Annotated in this window: 19 protein-coding genes and 1 tRNA gene; 11 read left to right on the top strand and 9 right to left on the bottom strand. The window is 71.9% G+C overall.

Features of this window, described 5'->3' with window-relative positions:
• Positions 1-8: 8 nt before the first annotated feature.
• From ABZT93_RS07370 to ABZT93_RS07355, 4 genes are all read right to left on the bottom strand, one after another.
• Positions 9-401 carry a YchJ family metal-binding protein gene (locus tag ABZT93_RS07370; protein ID WP_356100307.1) on the bottom strand — a complete coding sequence of 131 codons (393 nt, stop codon included), beginning with the start codon at positions 399-401 and terminating at the stop codon, positions 9-11.
• Complete coding sequence (locus ABZT93_RS07365) at positions 398-1,774, bottom strand: M1 family metallopeptidase (protein ID WP_356100304.1); 1,377 nt, start codon at positions 1,772-1,774, stop codon at positions 398-400. Before ABZT93_RS07365 ends, ABZT93_RS07370 begins: the two co-directional genes overlap by 4 nt.
• A 77-nt stretch (positions 1,775-1,851) precedes the next feature.
• Entirely contained in the window at positions 1,852-5,718 is a 3,867-nt protein-coding gene (locus ABZT93_RS07360) for a Pls/PosA family non-ribosomal peptide synthetase (protein ID WP_356100299.1), read from the bottom strand.
• Between the two features lie 297 nt (positions 5,719-6,015).
• A tRNA-Leu gene (locus tag ABZT93_RS07355) sits at positions 6,016-6,103 on the bottom strand.
• A 198-nt stretch (positions 6,104-6,301) separates the two neighbouring features.
• Between ABZT93_RS07355 and ABZT93_RS07350 the strand changes: the two genes are divergently transcribed.
• From ABZT93_RS07350 to ABZT93_RS07340, 3 genes are all read left to right on the top strand, one after another.
• Positions 6,302-7,627 (top strand): M20/M25/M40 family metallo-hydrolase, encoded by a 1,326-nt coding sequence (locus tag ABZT93_RS07350; protein WP_356100296.1) that lies wholly within the window; start codon positions 6,302-6,304, stop codon positions 7,625-7,627.
• Positions 7,628-7,793: 166 nt separating this feature from the next.
• Positions 7,794-8,027, top strand: a complete 234-nt coding sequence (gene chpH, locus ABZT93_RS07345; protein ID WP_020117753.1) for a chaplin ChpH — start codon at positions 7,794-7,796, stop codon at positions 8,025-8,027.
• A gap of 146 nt (positions 8,028-8,173) precedes the next feature.
• Positions 8,174-9,025 (top strand): chaplin family protein, encoded by an 852-nt coding sequence (locus tag ABZT93_RS07340; protein ID WP_356100291.1) that lies wholly within the window; start codon positions 8,174-8,176, stop codon positions 9,023-9,025.
• Between the two features lie 61 nt (positions 9,026-9,086).
• On the opposite strand, the gene ABZT93_RS07335 is transcribed toward ABZT93_RS07340, so the two are convergent.
• Positions 9,087-9,275, bottom strand: a complete 189-nt coding sequence (locus ABZT93_RS07335; protein ID WP_007380901.1) for a DUF5703 family protein — start codon at positions 9,273-9,275, stop codon at positions 9,087-9,089.
• A gap of 47 nt (positions 9,276-9,322) precedes the next feature.
• On the opposite strand from ABZT93_RS07335, the gene ABZT93_RS07330 reads away from it, so the two are divergent.
• Positions 9,323-9,991, top strand: coding sequence for a hypothetical protein (locus tag ABZT93_RS07330; RefSeq protein WP_356100288.1), 669 nt, complete (start codon positions 9,323-9,325; stop codon positions 9,989-9,991).
• A 59-nt stretch (positions 9,992-10,050) separates the two neighbouring features.
• Here ABZT93_RS07330 and ABZT93_RS07325 read toward each other — a convergent pair whose 3' ends face one another.
• Entirely contained in the window at positions 10,051-12,498 is a 2,448-nt protein-coding gene (locus tag ABZT93_RS07325) for an ATP-dependent RecD-like DNA helicase (RefSeq protein WP_356100285.1), read from the bottom strand.
• The gene (locus ABZT93_RS07320) at positions 12,495-13,478 is read right to left on the bottom strand and encodes an aldo/keto reductase (RefSeq protein WP_356100282.1); all 984 of its coding nucleotides are present in this window, start codon (positions 13,476-13,478) and stop codon (positions 12,495-12,497) included. The genes ABZT93_RS07325 and ABZT93_RS07320 overlap by 4 nt, the downstream gene beginning before the upstream one ends.
• A gap of 175 nt (positions 13,479-13,653) precedes the next feature.
• On the opposite strand from ABZT93_RS07320, the gene ABZT93_RS07315 reads away from it, so the two are divergent.
• Together ABZT93_RS07315 and ABZT93_RS07310 are read left to right on the top strand one after the other, a co-directional pair.
• Positions 13,654-14,709, top strand: coding sequence for an LLM class F420-dependent oxidoreductase (locus ABZT93_RS07315; protein WP_356100281.1), 1,056 nt, complete (start codon positions 13,654-13,656; stop codon positions 14,707-14,709).
• Positions 14,710-15,110: 401 nt separating this feature from the next.
• Entirely contained in the window at positions 15,111-15,899 is a 789-nt protein-coding gene (locus ABZT93_RS07310) for a ferritin-like domain-containing protein (protein WP_356100278.1), read from the top strand.
• 7 nt (positions 15,900-15,906) lie between these two features.
• On the opposite strand, the gene corA is transcribed toward ABZT93_RS07310, so the two are convergent.
• Complete coding sequence (gene corA, locus ABZT93_RS07305) at positions 15,907-16,902, bottom strand: magnesium/cobalt transporter CorA (protein WP_356100276.1); 996 nt, start codon at positions 16,900-16,902, stop codon at positions 15,907-15,909.
• A 61-nt stretch (positions 16,903-16,963) separates the two neighbouring features.
• Between corA and ABZT93_RS07300 the strand changes: the two genes are divergently transcribed.
• The 5 genes from ABZT93_RS07300 (at position 16,964) to ABZT93_RS07280 (ending at position 21,579) form a co-directional block, all read left to right on the top strand.
• Positions 16,964-17,650: a histidine phosphatase family protein gene (locus ABZT93_RS07300; RefSeq protein WP_356100273.1), complete on the top strand. Its 687-nt coding sequence runs from the start codon at positions 16,964-16,966 to the stop codon at positions 17,648-17,650.
• Between the two features lie 96 nt (positions 17,651-17,746).
• Positions 17,747-18,337, top strand: a complete 591-nt coding sequence (locus ABZT93_RS07295) for a DUF3090 domain-containing protein (protein ID WP_356100269.1) — start codon at positions 17,747-17,749, stop codon at positions 18,335-18,337.
• A complete protein-coding gene (locus ABZT93_RS07290; RefSeq protein WP_356100266.1) occupies positions 18,301-19,113 on the top strand; it encodes an SCO1664 family protein in 813 nt (270 codons plus the stop codon). Before ABZT93_RS07295 ends, ABZT93_RS07290 begins: the two co-directional genes overlap by 37 nt.
• A 101-nt stretch (positions 19,114-19,214) precedes the next feature.
• The gene (gene mshC / locus ABZT93_RS07285) at positions 19,215-20,444 is read left to right on the top strand and encodes a cysteine--1-D-myo-inosityl 2-amino-2-deoxy-alpha-D-glucopyranoside ligase (RefSeq protein ID WP_356100263.1); all 1,230 of its coding nucleotides are present in this window, start codon (positions 19,215-19,217) and stop codon (positions 20,442-20,444) included.
• Between the two features lie 208 nt (positions 20,445-20,652).
• Complete coding sequence (locus ABZT93_RS07280) at positions 20,653-21,579, top strand: superoxide dismutase (RefSeq protein ID WP_356100261.1); 927 nt, start codon at positions 20,653-20,655, stop codon at positions 21,577-21,579.
• Positions 21,580-21,623: 44 nt separating this feature from the next.
• Here the strand turns inward: ABZT93_RS07280 and ABZT93_RS07275 are convergent, their stop codons facing one another.
• Entirely contained in the window at positions 21,624-22,640 is a 1,017-nt protein-coding gene (locus tag ABZT93_RS07275; protein ID WP_356100258.1) for a PAC2 family protein, read from the bottom strand.
• Positions 22,641-22,772 lie beyond the last annotated feature (132 nt).

Here is a 22,772-nt window from a genome sequence, read left to right as displayed (position 1 = left end):
CCCGTGGTTCAGTCGAGGAACTCCCCGTCGACGTAGACCCAGTCCCCGTCGACCCGCTCGAAACGGCTGCGCTCGTGCAGGGAGCCGCCCTTGAACGAGGCGCGGAACGTCACCGTGCCCGCGCTGTGGAAGGCCGAACCGTCGGTCGTGTCCAGGATCTCGAGCCCGGTCCAGCGCATGCCCGCATCCAGGTCCAGTGAGCCGGGACGGGTCCGGGGGTGCCAGGTGCGCAGCAGGTAGTCCCGCTCCAGCTTCACGAAGGCGCTGTAACGCGACCGCATGAGCGCTTCGGCGGTGGGTGCCGCCGCCTCACCCCGGTGGAAGCGGCCGCAGCAGTCGTCGTACGTCTCCCGAAGACCGCAGGGGCAGCCGGGCCGTTGCCGGCCGGAACGTCGGGTCACGGCTGCACCTTCCCGGTGTTGGTCGGCGGGTGCGCCGGCCGCGCAGGGCCGAGCGTCGGCAACGGGGGCAGTTCCACCCCGTGCACCCACGCGTCGAACAGGCCGTTCAGTGATTCGTCCGCGAACCGGTTGACATGGGCCGTGAGCGTGGCGGTGGTGACCGCCCCGCCCCGGTGCAGCCCGGCCCAGCCGCGCAGCATCCGGAAGAACGCCTCGTCGCCCATCGCGCAGCGGATCGCGTGCACGGTGAGCCCGCCACGCTCGTAGAGCCGGTCGTCGAACATCGACTTGCGGCCGGGGTCGGCCAGGCGCAGGTCCTGGGGGAGCGAGGACAGCAACCGGTGTGCGGCGGCGGCCAGTTGCTGGGCGGTACGGCCCCCCGAGCGCTCCGACCACAGCCACTCGGCGTACTTGGCGAACCCCTCGTTCAGCCAGATGTGCCGCCAGTCCGCGATGGATACGCTGTTGCCGAACCACTGGTGCGCCAGCTCGTGCGCGACCAGCCGCTCCCAACCCCGGGCGCCGTCCACGTGGTTGGCGCCGAACAGCGACAACCCCTGGGCCTCCACGGGCACATCGAGCTCCTCCTCCGTGACGACGACCGCGTACTCGTCGAACGGATACGGCCCGAACAACTCCTGGAACAGCTCCATCATCTGCGGCTGCCGCGCGAAGTCCCGTGAGAACTCCGGCAGTAGATGCGCCGGGATGTGCCCGTGCTGCGGCACCCCGCCCGGACCCGGGTCACCGAGCAGCACCGTCTGGTACTTGCCGATCGACAGCCCCACGAGATAGCTGGAGGTGGGCGCCGCCTGCTCGTACACCCAGGTCGTCGTGGACGCCTTGGCGGTACGGGTCAGCAGCCGCCCGCCCGCCACGACCGCGTACGCGGAGGGCGTGGTGATCGAGATCTGGTACGACGCCTTGTCCGCGGGCCGGTCGTTGCACGGATACCAGGACGGCGCCCCGATCGGCTGGCTCGCCACCAGCGCACCGTCCTCCAGTTCCTCCCAGCCGAGCCCGCCCCAGGGGCTGCTGACCGGCTTCGGGTTGCCCGACCAGTGCACCTCGACGGTGAACGCGGCCCCGGGACGCACCGCCTTCGCGGGCCGGACCCGCAGCTTTCCGCCCCGGTGCGTGTAATGGGCCGGCCGTCCGTCCACCCGCACCCGGCCGATCTTGAAGTCGGACAGGTTGAGCATGAACTCGGCGAGCGGCGAGCGCCCCGCTATGGCGTTGATCCGCGCGCTCCCGGCCAGCCGGTTGGGGGCGGGGCGGTAGTCCAGCGCGAGCTCGTACCGATGCACCCGGTACCGGGCGTCACCGTGCTCCGGGAAGTACGGGTCCGAACCCGCCGCCTGCTGAACTGCCACTGCCGCTTCCGCTCCCTGCGCCGCACTGCCACTCGGATCCACCGGTACACCGCTCACCGACTCCGAGTGGCCCGCGTTCAGGGCCGCCATGCCTCGATCGGGTTGCCGAGCCAGCGGGTGTCGTCCGGGACGGACTCCGCGGCCATGACGAGCGACGCGGGACCCAGCGTGGTGCGGGCCCCGATCGTGCTGCCGGGCAGCACGATCCCGCCAGGGCCCAGCGTGGCACCCTCACGGAGAACAACAGTATCCGTCCGCAAGATCCGGTCGTGGAAGAGGTGGGTCTGCAGCACACAGCCACGGTTCACCGTCGCCCCGTCCTCCAGCGTCACCAGGTCGGTCTCCGGCAGCCAGTAGCTCTCCACCCAGACGCCCTTGCCGATCCGGGCGCCGAGCCCGCGCAGCCACGCCGTCAGCACCGGCGTACCGGGCACGGCGCCGGCCAGCCATGGCACGGCCAGCACCTCGACGAAGGTGTCGGCGAGCTCGTTGCGCCACACGAAGCCGCTCCACAGCGGGTGCTCCCCACTGCGGTGCCGCCCCACCAGCAGCCACTTCGCCGCCATCGACACCAGCCCCGCCACCGCACCGGCCGCGAGCAGCACCACCCCGGCCAGCAGCCAGGACCACGGCCCCAGCACGCACAGAGCGGCGATCGTCAGCACGGCGAGCCCCGCCGAGCAGAACACGGGCACGATCCGACACAGCTCGACCAGGCCGCGCGCCCACAGCAGCCCCGCCGAGGGCTCGTACGTGCGGCTCTGGTCGCTGTCGGCCGCGCTGCGCGGCAGCTTCACCGGCGGCAGCCCCAGATAGGACGTGCCCTTCTTCGCCTTCTTCGGCGTAGCCGACAGCACTCCGACGAGCCCGCCGTCCGGCACGGTCCGCCCCGGCGCGGTCATCCCCGAGTTCCCGAGGAACGCCCGCCGCCCGATCTCCGCGCGCCCTATGCGCACCCAGCCACCACCGAGCTCGTACGGCGCGGTCAGCGTGTCGTCGGCCAGGAACGCGCCCTCGCCGACCGTCGTCAGGCTCGGCAGCGCGAGCACCGTCGACACCTCCGCACCGCGCCCGATCCGCATTCCGAGCAGCCGCAGCCACACCGGCGTGACCAGCCCGGCGTACAGCGGGAACAGCGTCTCGCGCGAGCGGTCCATCAGCTGCGTGACCGTCCAGGCCTGCCACCCGATCCGGCTGTGCGTCGGATACGTCCCCTCGCGCAGCCCCAGGCTCAGCAGCCGTACGGCGACCAGGAGCAGCAGCGCGTACGCCAGACCGAAGGCGAGCGTCGCCGGGACGAGAGCGAGGAAGGCGCCCTGGAGCGGGGCATCGCCGGCGAGGAAAGGACGCGCGACCAGGAAGGCCGCCCCGCCCGCCAGCACCGGCAGCAGGGTCAGAGCGAGTCCGGTCAGGCCGTACATCACCCGCCAGTACGTGCCCCGCGCCGGACGCTCCTTCGGCCAGTTGCGCTTGGCCTTGCCGAGCTTGACCGCGGGCGCCCCCGCCCAGCGCTGTCCCGTCGGGATCTGACCGGTGACCGCCGAACCCGGCGCCACCTCGGCGCGCTTGCCGACCCGGGCGCCCGGGAAGAGCATGCTGCGCGTGCCGACGACGGCGTGCGCGCCCACCTTGACCTGGCCGATCTCCAGCCGGTCACCGTCCAGCCACCAGCCGGACAGGTCCACCTCGGACTCCACGGCGGCGCCTCGGCCCAGCTTGAGCATGCCCGTGACCGGCGGCAACGAGTGCAGGTCCACGTCGGGACCGATCTTGGCACCGAGCGCCCGCGCGTACCGCTCCAGCCAGGAGCCGGTCAGCGAGGTCGCCCCGGTGAACTCGGCGAGCCGCTCGGCGGTCCACAGCCGCAGGTGGACGCTTCCCCCGCGCGGGTGGCGGCCGGGCTGGACGCCCCGCAGCAGCAGCCGGGCCCCGCCCGCGGCGATCGCGAGCCGTCCGGGCGGGCTGAACAGGGCGAGGGCACCGGCGCCGATCAGCCACCAGGAGGCGGTCGGCAGCCAGTCGTAGGAGGGCAGGAGGTTCCCGGCGGCGGCCAGCGGCACCAGCCAGCGCAGCCCCATCAGCGTGAACAGGGGGATCAGGACCAGGAGCTGGATCACCTGGGCCCTGAGCGGCACCGGCGCGATCACCCGCGCCGCGCCGTCGTCCTGCGCGGACTCCTCCAGGTGCCGGGCCAGCTTCCGCAGCGTGGGCTGCTGGTAGATGTCGAGGACCGCCGCGCTCGGGTAGCGGGTGCGCAACCGGGTGGTCAACTGGGCCGCCGCCAGGCTGGAGCCGCCGATCGCGAAGAAGTCGTCGCGGGCGCTGGAGACCGGGATGCCGAGGACTTCCGCCCACTGCTCGGCGAGCCAGGCCTCGGTGCCGTACAGCTGCTCGGCCTTCGAGCTGCTTTCGAGCCGCTCCAGCGGCCAGGGCAGCGCGTTGCGGTCCACCTTGCCGGAGGTCCGGGTCGGCAGGTCGTCGACGGGAGCGAGCAACGGCACGAGCGCGGCGGGCAGTTCGGCCCGCAGCTTCTCCACGGCCGCCGCCTGGTCCCAGCCGTCCTGCGTGACGACGTACCCGACGAGGAGCTGGTTGCCGCTGCGGGCGGTGCGCACGGCGGCGGCCGCGCCCGCGACCCCGGGCAGCGCCTGGAGAGCGGCGTCGACCTCACCGAGCTCGATCCGCCGGCCACCGAGCTTGATCTGCTCGTCGGCCCGCCCGAGGAAGACGAGCCCCGCGGGCTCCGCCTTCACGAGGTCACCGCTGCGGTACGCCCGCTCCCAGCCCAGCGATGTCAGCGGCGCGTACTTCTCCGCGTCCTTCTCGGCGTCCAGGTACCGGGCGAGACCGACCCCGCCGATCACCAGCTGACCGCTGGCGCCCATCGGTACCGGCTCCCCGGCCTCGTCGACGACGGCCAGCTCCCAGCCGTCCAGCGGCAGCCCGATCCGGATCGGCTCCTCGCCGCTCATCAGCGAGGCACAGGCCACCACGGTCGCCTCGGTGGGCCCGTAGGTGTTCCACACCTCGCGCCCCTCGGTGACCAGCCGCTGCACCAGCTCGGGCGGACAGGCCTCACCACCGAAGATCAGCAGCCGTACGTCGTTGAGGGTCTCGGGCTCCCACAGCGAGGCGAGCGTGGGCACCGTGGAGACCACCGTGATCTCCTGCTCGACGAGCCAGGGCCCGAGGTCGGCCCCACTGCGGACCTGGGAACGCGGCACCGGCACCAGACAGGCCCCGTACCGCCACGCCAGCCACATCTCCTCGCAGGACGCGTCGAAGGCGACCGACAGCCCCGCCATGACCCTGTCACCGGGACCGATGGGGTCGTCGGTGAGGAACAGCGCGGCCTCGGCGTCCACGAAGGCGGCGGCACTGCGGTGCGAGACGGCGACGCCCTTGGGCTTGCCGGTGGACCCGGAGGTGAAGATGATCCACGCGTCGTGCTCGACACCGGGCCGGGCGGCGGGGGAGTCACTGCGGCCGTTGAGGGTCAGCTCGTGCCCGGCGCCGACCACGGCCCGGACCTCCGCCTCCCCGAACACCAGCTCGGCCCGCTCGTCGGGGTCCTCCGCGTCGACGGGGACGTAGGCGGCACCGGCGGCGAGTACGGCGAGGATCGCGACGTAGAGGTCATTGGTGCCGGACGGCACCCGGACGCCCACCCGGTCGCCCAGCCCGACCCCGGCCTCGCCGAGCCGCCGCCGCAGCCGCTCCACCTCGGAGGCCAGTGCGCGGTAGGTGAGCTGGACCGTCCCGTCGTCCAGGGCGAGCTCGTCGGGGTAGGACCGCACGGAGGCGTCGAAGACGTCGACGAGCGTGCGGGGGGAGGCGGCGGGACCGCCGGAGAAACGGGCGGTGTCGCCGAACTGTTCGCGGATCTCTGCGCTGAGCTCTTCGTTGAGCAGGCCGAGAGCGCTGCTCTCGTCTATGGCTGCCATCGGTCCTCGCGTCTCGATCCCGGAGCCTCCGGGGCGCTGGCGGGCCCGCAGGTCTGCCTGGGGTTGTCCGGGTCCAGCTCGTAACAAGCCGGAAATTTTAGTACGAAGCTAGGCCCGTGCCGCTTGATCGGCCAGGTGGGAGAGCCGTCCGGGGCCGTTCATGACCATCGACAACGCTGTGACCTGGGCGCCTTCACTCCCAAGAGAGATCGCCCACACTGTGCGTGAGGAGCCGTGTCCCGCTCGGTGACGGGAAAACAAGAACGGTGCTGACCGAAGACCGGCCAGCACCGTTGTTGGTGTCCGAGGGGGGACTTGAACCCCCACGCCCGATAAAGGGCACTAGCACCTCAAGCTAGCGCGTCTGCCATTCCGCCACCCGGACAAGGTGTCTGTCGCGCGGGGTCTCCCTCGCGGCGACGAAGGAAACATTACCAGGCTTTCGAGGGGGTCCGATCACCCCCCGTCCCCGTTCCGGGGCGCACGTGAACGGGGTGTGACGGGCCGGGGCCGGGCTTGGGGACGGCCGGGTCGCGGAGAGAGGATGAGGGCGACCACCAGCAGTGACAGCGGGAGGAACAGCGTGAGCGACACGGACACGGCCAGGGGCGTCACCGGCGAGGACGAGGTCGTGGACCTCTGCCGCGAGCTGATCCGCTTCGACACCAGCAACTACGGCGACCACTCCGGCCCGGGCGAGCGCAAGGCGGCCGAGTGGGTCGCGGAGAAGCTCGCCGAGGTGGGGCTGGACCCGCAGATCCACGAGTCGCACCCGGGCCGCGCCTCCACGGTGGCCCGGATCGCGGGCGAGGACCCGTCCCGGCCCGCCCTGCTGATCCACGGCCACCTCGACGTCGTACCGGCCAACGCACAGGACTGGACCCACCACCCGTTCTCCGGCGAGGTCGCAGACGGCTGTGTGTGGGGCCGGGGCGCCGTCGACATGAAGGACATGGACGCGATGACCCTGGCGGTCGTCCGGGACCGGCTGCGCAGCGGGCGCAGGCCGCCGCGGGACATCGTCCTGGCGTTCCTCGCCGACGAGGAGGCGGGCGGCACGTTCGGTGCCCGGCACCTCGTCGACCACCACCCCGACCTGTTCGAGGGCGTCACCGAGGCGATCAGCGAGGTGGGCGGCTTCTCCTTCACTGTGAACGAGCAGCGCCGGCTCTACCTGATCCAGACGGCCGAGAAGGGCATGCACTGGATGAAGCTGACCGTGGCCGGGACCGCCGGGCACGGCTCGATGATCCACCGGGACAACGCCATCACCGAACTGTCGGAGGCCGTCGCGCGGCTCGGCCGGCACAAGTTCCCCGTGCGGGTCACCAAGACCACCCGGGCCTTCCTCGACGAACTCGGCGACGCGCTCGGCACCGAACTGGACCCGGAGGACATGGAGGGCACGCTCGCCCGGCTCGGCGGCATCGCCAAGCTCATCGGCGCGACCCTCAGCAACACCGCCAACCCCACCCAGCTCGGCGCCGGCTACAAGGTCAACGTCATCCCGGGCGAGGCCACCGCGCACGTCGACGGACGTTTCCTGCCGGGCTTCGAGGAGGAGTTCCTCGCCGACCTCGACAAGATCCTCGGCCCCAAGGTCAGGCGCGAGGACGTGCACTCCGACAAGGCCGTCGAGACCACCTTCGACGGCGCGCTCGTGGACGCCATGCAGTCCGCGCTGGTCGCCGAGGACCCGGCCGCCAAGGCGATCCCCTACATGCTCTCCGGGGGCACCGACGCCAAGTCCTTCGACGAGCTCGGCATCCGCGGCTTCGGCTTCGCACCGCTCAAGCTGCCCCCGGAGCTGGACTTCGCGGGGATGTTCCACGGTGTCGACGAGCGGGTCCCCGTGGACGGGCTGAAGTTCGGCGTGCGGGTTCTCGACCGGTTCATCGACGCGAGCTGACGCGTGCCGGCGCGTGTTGACGCCAGTTGACGCATTTATTCGTCCGCGCGTGCGGAATTGGCCGGGAAGAGTGAATGCGCTCATAAGCTCGTATCCCCATTACTCCCTCCTCGTTACAGGTGATGCGATCCGCTACTTGGGGTCGCTTTGCCAACAAGGAGGAACAATGATCAAGAAGATCGTCGCCGCTGCGGCTGCCACTGGTGGCCTGGTTCTCGCGGGCGCGGGCCTTGCCGTCGCCGATGCGGGTGCGCAGGGTGCTGCTGTGGGCTCCCCGGGCGTGCTGTCCGGCAACGTTGTGCAGGTTCCCGTTCACGTCCCGGTGAACGTCTGCGGCAACACGGTCTCCGTGATCGGCCTGCTGAACCCCGCCTTCGGCAACACCTGCATCAACAAGTGATGTTCTGCCTCGCCCTTGGTTGACAGGGATGAGCCCGTCGGCCCCGGAGCGCAAGCCATGCGTTCCGGGGCCGACGGGCCTTTCGATAAGAACAGAACCGCTGTGCAGCGGCATTTCGAGCAAGGTCGAAAGCAGGGATTCGGTACATGCGACAAGTCACCCGCAAGAGCCTGATGACAGTGGCGGCCGCGACCGGCGTGATCGCCGCCGCGGGAGGTGCCGCCCACGCCGACGCGGGCGCGAGCGGATCAAGCGCGAATTCTCCCGGCGTGCTGTCGGGCAACACCGTGTCGGTGCCGGTGCACGTACCGGTGAACGCGTGCGGCAACACCGTGGACGTCGTCGGGGTCCTCAACCCCGCGATGGGCAACAGCTGCGCCAACAAGGGCGGCGGCAGCGGGGCGCCCGGTGGGTACGGCGGCGGTCACGGGGGGCACCACGGTTCCGGAGGCTCGCACGCCGGCGGTCACACCGGTGGCTCGCCCGGCGTGGGCTCGGGCAACCACGTCGAGGCGCCGATCGACGCTCCCGTGAACGTCTGCGGCAACAGCGTCGACATCATCGGCATCGGCAACCCCGCCATGGACAACGACTGCGGCAGCGGCTACGGCGGCGGACAGCACACCCCGCCCGGCGGCCCGGGACACCCTGGCAGCCCGGGGCACCCCGGCGCCCCAGGCCACCCTGGGAGCCCGGGTCACCCCGGCACTCCGGGTCACCCCGGGAACCCGGGACAGCCCGGCACCCCCGGTCACCCCGGGAACCCGGTGGAGCCCGGCACCCCCGGTCACCCCGGGAACCCGGCCACCCCCGGGGCGAACGGCGCGACACCGGGCGGTGGCAACCACCCCGGTACCCAGACGGTCACCCAGCCCCTGGGCAGCGCCCAACTCGCCCAGACCGGCAGCGACCTGCCCATCGGGCTGGTCCTCCCGGCGAGCGCCGGGGCGCTGCTGGCCGGCGCGGTCCTCTACCGCAGGGCGCGGACCTCGGCCTAGGGCATTCCGCGTGAAACGGAGCGGGCCCCGCCGAGGCGGGGCCCGCTCCGTTCGTGCTGTCTCACCACGTGGCACGCACCTGGCGGATGATCCGCCGGCGCAACCGCACCCTGCGGCTGCCGTCGCGCATCAGGCTCAGTCGGTCCAACTCCCAGTGTCCGTACTCTGCATGGTCCGTCAGCAGACGTGTGGCGTCCTTGCGGGAGACCCCGCGCGGTACGTACACGTCGACAAATTCGTATTCCGGCATCGCATCTATTGTGCGGTCCGGGGCCCGGTACGGATAGCGTCTGCACTATGTCTGATGCTGTGCAGCCCACCGCTGCCGAGGTACGTGCCGCCGCCGAGGCGGTCAAGACCGCGCTCGACCGCCACCTGGCCGCGGTCGAACGCAGGTCGGGGGAGGACGACCCCGCCGTCTACGAGGCCTTCAACGAACTGGCCGCGGCCGCCGAGGTGTACGACGAGCTGCTCTACGACCGCTACGACGAGGTCACCCCCTTCGAGATCCCGGGCGCGGAGGACGCCCCCCCGTACACGGGCCCCGAGGAGCCGAACGCGCTGAGCGTGCTGATCCGCCGTGACTACGCCGTGGCGGAGCCGCAGCGGTTGCTGGCGCAGGCCCAGCGGGTCGAGGCGGCCGACGAAGGTCTCGGCACGGAGGCCTCCGGCACGGTGCACGGTGCGCTGGAAGTGCTGTTCGGTGAGTTCGAGCCCGACGAGATCGCCGCCCGGCACAAGGAGTTCGGCCTTGAGGAGGGCGACTCCACCCTGTGGGTGACCGCGGCGGACGAACCCGCCGAGCCGGGGGAGTGGCTGGAGACGCCGTTCGAGCAGGTCGACGTCGAGCGGGTGGTCTGCCGGTTCGATGTCAGCGCCGTGTTCGACGAAGACCTGGACGACGACGCCGACGAGCCCGACGTCGAGGACGAGGATCTGGAACCGCTGGACGCGGATCGCCGCTGAGGCAGGTGAGCGCGGCCCCGGAGAGATGATCTCCGGGGCCGCGCCCCTTTTCGGCCGGGTCAGCCCGGCGTCGGCGACTGGGTCCGGAGAAGAACGGGCAGCCGGGTCGTCCGGGGCTTGGCCGGGATCTCGGCGACCGCCCTCGCAAGGGCCTGATCCACGCCGTGGACGACGGACAGATGGCGGCCCGCCCTGCCGAACGCCGTGTACACCCAGGGTCGGCTGAGGGCCTGCGCCGCGTCCCCCGGCAGCACCACGACCGCCGCGGGCCAGCGGCCGCCGACCGCCTGGTGTGCGGTCAGGGCCCACCCGTGCCGCACGGACTGCTCCACCCGCTCCTTCGGTACGACCACGGGCTCACCGGCGCAGATCAGGTGCAGTCCGTCCGCGTCGGCCCCGACGACCTGGCCCGGGAGCGTACGGCCCGGTGCGGGGGAGTAGGCGACGCGGTCACCGGGGTCGAATCCGCCGAAGCGGCCGGGGCCGGGGTTGAGACGCTCCTTCAGGGCCGCGTTGAGCACGCGGGTGCCGACGGCTCCGCCGTGGCCCGGGGTGATCACCTGGGTCTCCTCGGCGGGGACCCCGATCGCCCGCGGCACCGAGTCCGCGACCAGCTGCACGGTCCGGTGCACGGCCTCGCCCGCGTCCCGCACCGGCACGATCACGACCTCCTTGCCGGGGGCCTCGACCTGGTTCAGCTCACCGATGCCGATCCCGGAGACCAGCTCGCCCAGCGGCCCGGGGTCCGGCCTGCGCGAGGCCACCTGCGGGCAGATCCGCGCGGCGAGCAGGTCCGCGAACACCCGACCGGGCCCCGCAGACCACAGCACCGCCGGATCCCCGGCCAGCACCAGCCGCGCCCCGTCCGGCAGGGACTCCACGAGCAGCGCGGCCGTCTCGACGTCCAGCTGAGGCGCGTCGAGCACGACGAGCAGGTCGAGATCGAACGCCCCGTCGGCGTCCCGACCGGGACCCTCGGCACCGGAGAGGAGCCCGGCGACGGTGGCGACGGTCCCCGTGGGGGCGGGGGAGTCGGTTTCGAGCAGGGCGCCGAAGCGGTCGCGGCCCAGGGGGCTGTGCGTGGCCGCCCACGCCCGCAGCCCCAGCCCTCGCGCCGCCGAGAGCAGCGCCGCCGGTTCCGTCAGGGACGCCTCGCCGCCGGTGTGCAGGACCAGGCCGCCCGCCGCGACCGCGCGGATCAGCTCGGCGGCCGAACCCTTGGCCGATGCCGCGGCGCTCTCCCAGTCCTCGGCCGAACCGTCCTCCTTGGGCACGGAGTTGATCAGCCGGGCCAGCCCGTCGGCGAGGCTCTCCTCCGCGAGGGCGTAGCGCTCCAGCCCGACCAGGATCCGGACCGGCCGCTCAGCTCCCTCCTCGTCGTCCTCCGCGGGCTCCGGGGCCGCCGGGTCGAGGGCGTCCTGGAAGACCAGGGCCTCGGCCTCGGCGATGGTGCTCTGTACGGCCGCGTCGGCGTCCGGCACGCCCCGCTGGGCCAGTGCGGCGGTGAGCGCCGGCATCTCCAGCGCGGTGTGCCCGGCGAGCGCCGCCTGCTCCAGGAGCCAGACGGTGACCGCCCGCCCCCGCCGCTCGTCGTCCGGCGCGCACTCAGCGCCGAGCAGCGCCCGCGCGAACCCGTCGGCCTGCTCGGGCCGTACGCCCGTGACCCGCAGCAACTGCCAGGGATCCGCCCGCAGCTCGTCCTCGGCCCCTTCCCCGAGGACCGCGGCGACCTGCGCCGCGAGGGTCTCGGGCGCCCCGCCCTCGGCCAGTACACGCCGTACGGCCTCCACGGTCTCCGGTACGGGGGCGCCGACGGAACCGCCGATGCCGACCGCACCTGCGCCCCCGACCCCGGCCGCCTCCGCAGATACCGGCCGGGGCCGCACCGGCTCCTGGGCGGGCCGACGCGGTGGCTCGGGTTCGCTGAAGACGGCGGCCACGGGCTTGGCCCCGCTCTCCACCGCCCGTACGGCGGCGAGGAGATCGGCCGCCTTCCCGCTGAGCTTGGCCCCGCTCAGGACGGGCCCCTGCTTCTCGGCCTTGCGCCGGGCGATCCGCTCCCGCTCGATCCGCTGCGCCGCCAACTCGGCCTCGGCCTCGGACAACTGAGCCTTGTCCGCAGCAACGCCCGCTGGGCCACCGCCCTCGCCCGCTTCGGCCCCTGGCTCCTCGCCATCGGCAGGCCCTTCGGTCACGCCCGCACCGGAGCCGCCCTCGGCCGACCCCGCCTCCCCGCCGTCCGCGGAAGACTCTCCGGCGCCCTCACCGGTCCTGGCACCTCCGCCGGCCCCCGCGTCACCGCTTCCCGCCACGGCGTCCCGCCCTGATGCGCCGGCAGCGGCGTCCGGCCCCCAGTTCGCCTCCGCCGCTTCGCCGCCCCCGGTGCCGGTCGCCGCGCCGTCCGCCTCCTGCTCCGGCGCTCCCCCCGTGCCCTCCGGCTCCGGCTCCGGCGCGGCGCCCCGCGTCCCCGGCTCGGTCGTCTCCGTGGGCTCCGGCTCCGTGCTCACAGCGTGCTCCAGTCGTGATCGGGATAGCGGTGCACGGGCGCCGACACATCGTCGAGCGCCCGGCAGATCTCGTCAGGAAGACTAAGGGCCTCCACTGACAATGCCGCCGTGAGCTGCTGCGAGTTGCGCGCGCCGACGATGGGCGCGGTCACCCCCGGCCGGTCCCGGACCCACGCGAGGGCCACCTGGAGCGGCGTCACGGCGAGCCCGTCGGCCGCCGTGGTCACCGCGTCCACGATGTGGCCCGCGGTGTCGTCGAGGTAGGGCGCGACGAACGGCGCCAGATGCTCCGAGGCACCCCGTGAGTCGGCCGGGGTGGAGTTGCGGTACTTGCCCGTCAGGACACCACGGCCCAGCGGCGAAGAGGGCAGCAGCCCGATACCCAGATCGAGCGCGGCCGGCAGCACCTCCCGCTCGATGCCGCGCTGCAGCAGCGAGTACTCCAGCTGTGTGGCGGCCAGCCGGGTCCGCGTCCCGGGCGCCGCCAGTTGCCAGGTGCCCGCCTTGGCGAGCTGCCAGCCGCAGAAGTTGGAGACCCCGGCATAGCGGACGCGGCCGCTGCTGACGGCCAGGTCGAGGGCCTGGAGCGTCTCCTCCAGCGGGGTGCAGGGGTCCCAGGAATGGATGTGCCAGATGTCGACGTAGTCCGTGCCGAGCCGGGCCAGTGAGTCGTCCAGCGCGGAGAGCAGATGTCCGCGCGAGCCGTCTACGCGGATCTCCGGGTCGGGCACGCTGCCCGCCTTCGTGGAGATGACCAGGTCCCGGCGCGGGACCAGACCCTCTATGAGGCGTCCGAGCAGATACTCCGCCTCCCCGTCGCCGTACACGTCCGCCGTGTCGACCAGGGTCCCGCCCGCCTCCCAGAAGGTTTTCAGGAGGTCCGCCGCGTCGTGCTCGTCGGTGTCCCTGCCCCAGGTGAGGGTGCCGAGTCCGATGCGGGACACGCGCAGGCCGGTACGGCCGAGATGCCTCTGCTCCATGGACGCCGAGATTACTGGCCAGAACCTGTCGCGTGGGGGCCTGTGGACAACGGATTCAGACAGGTGCGCGGTAATCGTCGCCAGGTCACCGGCACGGACCGCGACCTGCCCCGGGCAGCTCGGCCGCGCTATGGTCTGCGACAAGGACGTTACTGATCGGTAAGGGGAATCGGCCATGCAGCTCGGGATCAACCTCGGCTACTGGGGCGCCGGAATGGACGCGGACAATCTCGCCGTCGCCCAGGAGGCCGACCGGCTCGGATACGCCGTCTGCTGGGCCGCCGAGGCCTACGGCTCGGACGCGGCCACCGTGCTCACCTGGGTCGCCGCCCAGACCGAGCGCATCGACGTCGGCTCGGCCATCTTCCAGATCCCGGCCCGCCAGCCGGCGATGACCGCGATGACGGCCGCCACCCTCGACTCCCTGTCCGGCGGCCGCTTCCGCCTCGGCCTCGGGGTCTCCGGACCGCAGGTCTCCGAGGGTTGGTACGGCGTCAAGTTCGACAAACCGCTGGCACGCACGCGTGAGTACGTCGAGATCGTCCGCAAGGCCATGTCGCGCGAGCGCCTCTCCTACGAAGGCCAGCACTGGACGCTGCCCCTGCCCGGCGGCCCCGGCAAGCCGATCAAGCTGACCGTGCACCCCGAGCGCGAGCACATCCCGCTCTACATCGCCGCGATCGGCCCCAAGAACCTGGAGCAGACCGGCGAGATCGCCGACGGCGCCCTGCTGATCTTCCCCTCCGCCGAGCACCTGGAGGACACCGCGATCCGGCATCTGCGCGCCGGGCGGGAGAAGGCGGGCAAGACCCTCGACGGGTTCGACATCGCCCCGACCCTCCCGCTGGCCCTCGGCGAGGACAAGGACGTCACCACCCTCGCGGACACCTTCCGCCCCTACACCGCGCTCTATGTGGGCGGCATGGGCAGCCGCAAGCAGAACTTCTACAACCAGCTCGCCCAGCGCATGGGCTTCGAGGCCGCGGCCGCCGAGATCCAGGACAAGTATCTGGCCGGCGACAAGGACGGCGCCGCGGCCGCGATCCCGCACGACCTGATCGACAAGACGACGCTGCTCGGTTCCGTGGACCGCATCGCGGACCGTATGAAGGAGTACGCGGCGGCCGGCGTCACCACCCTCACCCTGGCTCCGGCCGGCTTCACCCTCGACGAGCGCCTCGCCTCGCTCCGCGCCGGCACCGAGGCCCTGGAGCGCGCGGGCCTCGCCTAGACCCTGCTCCTCGGACCGGCTCCTCGTGGCACCTCGCAAGTGCGGCCCGGAGCCGGTCCGGAACGCACGACCACAGCTCGACCGCCGGATCACGCCGTGGCCGAGGCGCCCGCTGGGGCGACGGCACCTCACGGGGTCAACGGCACCCGCCGGGCCGGCCTCGCTGTATCCCGTGCGACCGCCGGAGGTTTCCGCGGCCGTGGTGGGGGCTCGGAGGTCTTCCCCGCCACGGCCGTCACGTGATTCAACGCGCCCGCGCCGCCGCGGTTACGCCTCCGCTACGACCCCGGTGGTCCTCCTTTTGGCGGAGTTGTCCGGCACAGCTGTTGCAGCACCCCTCGCGTCGCATTTGACTCGTTCTTTGCGGATTGCCGCGGAATCCGGCAGAGAGGTGCCCCACGATGCTTTCGGCCAAGAGCCTGTTCCAGGAGATCCTCGACCACGACGAGGCCTTCCGGCTGTTCTGCTCCATCGCGGCCAGCGGGGAGTCGCAGGGCGGCTGGGAGAACGCCCGCATCGCCGCTCTGGTGCCGCAGAGCGAGAGCGGACTCGCCCCCAAGATCACCCGCCACGGCGCCGACGAGGACAAGCACGGGCGGATCTTCAACGCCCTGATGAGGAAGCGCGGCCTCGAGTCCGTCCCCGTCCCGCCGGAGACGGACTACACGATGCTCCTGGAGAAGCACGGCATCGGTCTCGCCCACGACAAGCTCAGGAGCGACCAGCCGCTGACCGTGCCCGACATCATCACCTACCTCGCCCACAGCCGGGTCACCGAACAGCGGGCCTCCGAGCAGATGGAGCTGCTGCGCAAGCACTTCGCCGACCATCCCGACCTCGGCCGGGCGGTGCGGATGATCTCGGGCGACGAGGACAACCATCTCGCCTACTGCCACGAGGAACTCCTGCGCTTCGCCCGGGCCGGTCACGGCCGCGCCATCCAGCACACGCTCCGGGCGTGCGCGCTCGCTGAGATCCGCGTCTACCGGGACGTCAGCCTCGCGGTGACGGCCCACATGGGCCGCATCCTCGGCTGGTCCCGGGCGAAGTCCGCCGTCCTCGCCGCCGGCATCCACGCCGTCTACGTGTACGAACGAGCGGCCGGCTGGCGCCGCATGGTCTCCCTGAAGCCGCCGGAGCGCCGCAATGCCCTCGGGGGACCCGCCACCTCCGCCCCCGAGTTCGCCTGAGCGCCCGCTACAGCCAGCCCCGGCGCTTGAACGTCCGGTACAGCAGCACTTCAAGCACGCCCATCAGCGCGATCACCGCCGGGTACGCCCACACCCAGTGCAGCTCGGGCATGTGGTCGAAGTTCATGCCGTAGATCCCCGCGATCATCGTGGGGATCGCCGCCATGGCCGCCCACGCGGAGATCTTCCGCATGTCGTCGTTCTGCCGGACGCTCATCTGCGCGAGATGCGCCGACAGGACGTCCGACACCAGCCGGTCCAGGCCCTCCACCGACTCGTTCACGCGCGCGAGATGGTCGTTGACGTCCCGGAAGAAGGGCCGCGCCTTGTCGTTCACGAACGGCACCGTCCCGCCGTACGCCCCCACGCCCGCGAGCCGGGTCAGCGGCATCGTGAGCGGGACGGTGGCCCGGCGGAACTCCAGGACCTGCCGCTTGAAGGTGTAGATCCGCGACGCCGTGCCCCGCGAACCGCCGCCGTCCGGCGAGAACACCTCCGCCTCCAGCTCCTCCAGGTCGGTCCCCAGCTCCGTCGCCACCTCCAGGTAGTGGTCCACGACGGCGTCGGCCACCGCGTACAACACCGCGGTGGGCCCCTTGCCGAGGAGCTTCGGCTCCTGCTCCAGACGCTCCCGCACGGCCTTCAGCGGCGAGCCCACACCATGACGGACCGTCACCACGAAGGCGTCACCGAGGAAGAGCATGACCTCGCCGGTGGACACCCTGTCGCTCTCCGGCTCGTACACCACCGGCTTGAGGACCACGAACAGCGAGTCGTCGTACACCTCCAGCTTGGGCCGCTGATGGGCCTTGAGGGCGTCCTCCACTGCCAGCGGATGCAGTCCGAACTCCTTGGTGACCAGCTCGAACTCTTTCTCCGACGGCTCATGCAGACCGATCCAGACGAACCCGCCCGCCGACCGCGCCTGGTCCAGCGCGTCGGACAGGTCCTCGGGCCCCTCGGTCCGGTGCCCCTCCCGGTAGATGGCACAGTCGACGATCACGGAGTGTGTTCTCCCGTCGCTCGCAAGACATTGCGTTCAGGCATACGCCTACCCTTGCCGCATGCCCACGTTGATCCTTGTCAGACACGGACGGTCCACCGCGAACACCGAGGGGCTGCTCGCCGGGTGGACGCCCGGGGTCGCCCTGGACGAGCGCGGCACCGCACAGGCCGCCTCTCTGCCCGGGCGGCTCGAAGGGGTGCCGATCTCCGAGGTCGTCGCCAGCCCCCTCCAGCGCTGCCAGGAGACGATCCAGCCGCTGCTCGACGCCCGCCCCGGTCTGACGGCGCACAGCGAGGAACGCATCGGGGAGTGCCACTACGGCGACTGGTCCGGGCGCAAGCTCGCCGAACTGGGCGACGAACCGCTCATGGAGGTCGTCCAGGCGCACCCGTCGGCCGCCGCGTTCCCCGGCGGCGAGTCCATGCGAGCCATGCAGACGCGCGCGGCGGAGGCCGTACGCGAGTGGAACGCGCGCGTGGAGCGCGATCACGGAGCCGACGCCGTCTATCTGATGTGCTCGCACGGCGACATCATCAAGTCGCTCGTCGCCGACGCACTGGGACTTCACCTCGACCTGTTCCAGAGGATCTCCGTCGAACCGTGTTCCGTCACCGTCATCCGCTACACACGACTGAGGCCCTTCCTCGTCCGACTCGGCGACACCGGTGACTTCGCCTCCCTGGTGCCGCGCGAGGAGGCCGCGGGCGGTGACGCCCCGGTCGGTGGTGGTGCGGGCGCACCGTGATCGTCGGGCGCAGTAGGGTGAAGCGGTTCACACAAGCGCGTTCACGCATGGACGTTCCCGTCGTTCCCGTACTCACGAATCCAATGGAGACAGGACGTGTCCCGTCAGGTGTTCCTCTATGACCCGCCGGACCGCTTCGTGGCCGGCACGGTCGGACTGCCCGGGCGCCGTACGTTCTTCCTCCAGGCCACGGCCGGCCCCCGAGTGACCAGCGTGGCTCTGGAGAAGACACAGGTGGCCGCTCTCGCCGAGCGGATGGACGAACTCCTCGACGAGGTCGTCCGCCGCAGCGGGGGCAGCGCCTCCGTGCCGGCCGTGCCGCCCACCGACATCACCGACACCGCCCCCCTCGACACTCCCGTCGAGGAGGAGTTCCGGGTCGGCACCATGGCCCTCGCCTGGGACGGCGAGGAGCAGCGCATGATCGTCGAGGCGCAGGCCCTCGTGGAGCTCGAGGCCGAGTCCGAGGAGGACCTCGCCGAGGCCGAGGAGAGACTCCTCCAGGACGAGGAGAACGGCCCCCCGATGCTGCGGGTCCGGCTCACCGGCGCGCAGGCCCGGGCCTTCGCCAAGCGCGCCCTGGACGTCGTCAACGCGGGGCGGCCGCCGTGCCCGCTGTGCAGCCTCCCGCTCGACCCGGAAGGACACGTATGTCCGCGCCAGAACGGATACCGCCGCGGAGCGTGACCACGGCAGAGCTGCTCACCCGGGGTGAGCTGACGGTACGCGGGCAGATCCGGGACGCCTCCAACGCGGTGCTGCACTGTGCCGTCTCGTACGAAGGCCAGGAGGTCTTCTGCGTCTACAAGCCGGTCCGCGGCGAGCGGCCCCTGTGGGACTTCCCGGACGGCACCCTCGCCCAGCGCGAGGTCGCCGCGTACGAGGTGTCCGAGGCCACCGGCTGGGGCCTGGTGCCGCCCACCGTGCTGCGCGACGGGCCCTTCGGCGAGGGCATGTGCCAGCTGTGGATCGAGGGTGCGCCCGGCAGCGAGCTGCTGGCCCTGGTCGACGCCGAGGAGCCCGAACCGGGCTGGAAGGCCATCGGTTTCGCCGAGGTCGGCGAGGGGAGGACCGCGCTGCTGGTGCACGCGGACGACGAGCGGCTGCGCCGGCTGGCCGTCCTCGACGCGGTGATCAACAACGCGGACCGCAAGGGCGGCCATCTGATGCCCGCCGAGGGCGGCCGGCTCTACGGCATCGACCACGGAGTGACCTTCAACACCGAGAACAAGCTGCGGACCCTGCTGTGGGGCTGGGCGGGCGAGCCCCTGACGGGGGAGGCGGTCGACGTCCTGCAGGGCCTCAAGGAGGCACTGTCGGGCCGGCTGGGCACCCGGCTGGCCGACCTGATCACCCCCGCCGAGGTCGACGCCACGCGCGCGCGTGTCGACGCGCTGCTGGACTCCGGGAAGCACCCCGAACCGAGCGGCGAGTGGCCGGCCATTCCCTGGCCGCCCGTTTAGCAGCACACTGCACACAGACCCGTACCGCGCAAGATGGCCTTACCGGCCATCCGGCCCGGTCCGGTTCGTATACGGAACATCCGTCCGGTTAGGCTCATGACATGCATGCCTGGCCCGCTTCCGAGGTCCCCGCCCTGCCTGGTCAGGGCCGCGACCTGAGGATCCACGACACCGCGACCGGTGGCTTGGTCTCCCTCGACCCCGGTCCTGTCGCCCGTCTCTACGTCTGCGGCATCACGCCGTACGACGCCACCCACATGGGGCACGCGGCGACCTACAACGCGTTCGACCTCGTGCAGCGCGTGTGGCTCGACACGAAGCGTCAGGTTCACTACGTCCAGAACGTCACCGACATCGACGACCCGCTCCTGGAGCGCGCCGAGCGGGACAGCCTCGACTGGGCCGCCCTCGCCGAGAAGGAGACGGCCCTGTTCCGCGAGGACATGACCGCCCTGAGGATGCTGCCCCCGCAGCACTACATCGGCGCGGTCGAGGCGATACCCGGGATCGTGCCGCTCGTCGAGCGGCTGCGGGACGCCGGTGCCGCCTACGAGCTCGAAGGGGACACCTACTTCTCCGTGGAGTCCGACCCGAACTTCGGCAGGGTCTCGAACCTCGACGCGGCCGCCATGCGGCTGCTGTCCGCCGAGCGCGGCGGCGACCCGGACCGCCCGGGCAAGAAGAACCCCCTCGACCCGATGCTGTGGATGGCCGCCCGTGAGGGCGAGCCCAGCTGGGACGGAGCCTCCCTCGGCCGGGGCCGCCCCGGCTGGCACATCGAGTGCGTCGCGATCGCCCTGGACCACCTCGGCATGACCTTCGACGTCCAGGGCGGCGGCTCCGACCTCGCCTTCCCGCACCACGAGATGGGCGCCTCGCACGCCCAGGTGCTGACCGGCGAGTTCCCCATGGCCAAGGCCTACGTCCACGCCGGCATGGTCGCCCTCGACGGCGAGAAGATGTCCAAGTCCAAGGGCAACCTCGTCTTCGTGTCCCAGCTGCGGCGCGAGGGCGTCGACCCCGCCGCCATCCGGCTCGCGCTGCTCGCCCACCACTACCGGGCCGACTGGGAGTGGACCGACCAGGTCCTCCAGGACGCCGTGGACCGGCTGGGCCGCTGGCGTGCCGCCGTCTCCCGGCCCGACGGCCCCTCCGCCGACACACTCGTCGAGGAGATCCGCGACGCCCTCGCCAACGACCTCGACGCGCCCACCGCGCTGACCGCGGTCGACCGCTGGGCCGCCCTCCAGGAGGAGCAGGGAGGGACCGACATGGGAGCGCCCGGTGTGGTGACCCGTGCGGTGGACGCGCTGCTCGGCGTGGCCCTCTAGAAGGACATCGGCAAGGGGCGCTCCCTCCGCCTAGAGAAAGCGCCCCTTCGTCCTTCGGCCGCCCGTCGGACAGGTCTCCTCAACTCCCCTGCAGGCGAGCACCTGTTCGGTGCAAGGGGCCGTGGGGGCGGCTGTCATGTGATGGGGTGGGTGCGTCACTTGACCCTGGGCCGACCCCGCGCCGGCCCCCTTCGCGGAAGGACGCACCGTGGCAACCGCAGACCGTTCCTTCGCACGTCGCACACTCCTGACCACGACCGCCGCGCTGACCGGAACTGCCCTGCTCGGCGGCACCGCGCACGCCGCCGAGACCCGGCATGCCTCCTGGCCAGCGCAGTTCCCCCTCCCCGACGGCTTCCAGCCCGAGGGCATCACCATCGGGCCCGGCCCGTACGCCTACTTCGGCTCGCTCGCGAACGGCGACATCTACCGGGCGAGCCTGGCCACCGGCCGCGGCAAGGTCGTCGTGAAGGGCTCGGGGCGCCCGACCGTCGGCCTGAAGATCGACCGGCACGGCACACTCTTCCTCGCCGGCGGCGACAGCGGCGAGCTCCGGACCGTCGACACCCGCTCCGGCGAGACCAAGGTGTACGCCACCGGCGGCGCCTTCGTGAACGACGTGATCCTCACCCCGGGCGCCGCCTGGTTCACCGACTCCTTCAAACCGGTGCTCTACAGACTGGCCAAGGGCGCGGTGACGACCGTACCGCTGACGGGGGACTGGCAGCAGGGGCCCGACTTCACGGCCAACGGCATCGAGCGCACGCCCGACGGCCGCGCCCTGCTCGTGGTGAACGACTTCGCGAACGGCGGCGGCCTCATGCGGGTCGACCCGCGCACCGGCGCCGCCCGAGCCGTCGACCTCGGCGCGGCGAAACTCCCCAACGGCGACGGTCTGTTGCTGCTCGGACGGATCCTCTACGCCGTCCAGCAGCGGCAGAACGCGATCGACGTGTTCCGGCTGAACGACTCCGGCACCGGGGGCACCGCCCTCACCCGGATCACCGACCCGCGCTTCCGCATCCCGACGACGGTCGCCGCCTGGGGCAGGCGCCTGTATCTGCCCAACGCCCGCTTCGACGTGGAGCCGACGCCCACCACCGACTACGACGTGGTGGCGGTGCGGCAGGTCTGACACGGCCGAGGGCGGTGCGCATCCCGCGCACCGCCCTCACCGGCTCAGTCCTCGGAGGAGGAGTCCTCGTCGTCCGTCTCCGCTTCCCGCTCCGGTCCCGCCTCCGCCTCCGGCTTCGGCGGCTTGGGAGGCTTCGTACGACCGCCGGGGCCGTCCCGCAGATAGGCGGAACTGTCGCTCCCGTCCGCCGTCGCGTGTCCGCCCGGCTGTCCAGGCTGACCGCCGTCCCGGCGCCGCAGATACCGCTCGAACTCCCGGGCGATGGCCTCGCCCGAGGCCTCCGGCAGCTCCGCGGTGTCCCGGGCCTCCTCCAGCGTCTGGACGTACTCCGCGACCTCGCTGTCCTCGGCGGCCAGCTGGTCCACGCCCACCTGCCAGGCGCGCGCGTCCTCGCCGAGCTCGCCCAGCGGGATACGGACGTCGATCAGGTCCTCCAGACGGTTCAGGAGGGCCAGCGTCGCCTTCGGGTTCGGCGGCTGCGACACATAGTGCGGTACGGCCGCCCACAGCGAGACCGCGGGCACGCCAGCGTGGGTGCAGGCCTCCTGGAGGATGCCGACGATGCCCGTGGGGCCCTCGTACTTGGTCTCCTCCAGGTCCATCCGCTGGGCCAGATCCGGATCGGACGTGGTCCCGCTGATCGGCACCGGACGGGTGTGCGGGGTGTCACCGAGCAGCGCGCCCAGGATCACCACCAGCTCCACGCCCAGTTCGTGGGCGAAGCCCAGCAGCTCGTTGCAGAACGAGCGCCATCGCATCGACGGTTCGATACCTCGGACGAGTACGAGATCGCGCGGCTTGTCACCGCCGACGCGGACCACCGACAACCTTGTCGTCGGCCACGTGATCTTTCGCACTCCGCCGTCCAGCCACACCGTGGGGCGGTTGACCTGGAAGTCGTAGTAGTCCTCGGCGTCGAGCGCCGCGAACACCTCGCCCTTCCACTCCCTGTCCAGATGCGCGACCGCGGTGGAGGCGGCGTCGCCGGCGTCGTTCCAGCCCTCGAACGCGGCCACCATGACCGGGTCGATCAGCTCGGGAACCCCCTCGAGCTCGATCACCCAGTGCCTCCTTCCGACGTGCCCTCGCCTAACGCACCAACCTTACGGCGTCCGGCGGGGGCGCCCGCAGCCCCCTTGCACGGGGGAGTGAACGATCACTGCCCCGTTCGCCACCCGGGAACACCCCGCAGT

This window comes from Streptomyces sp. NPDC005303 (assembly GCF_040607335.1).
GTDB lineage: Bacteria > Actinomycetota > Actinomycetes > Streptomycetales > Streptomycetaceae > Streptomyces.
This window is presented reverse-complemented; position numbering and strand designations above follow the sequence as displayed.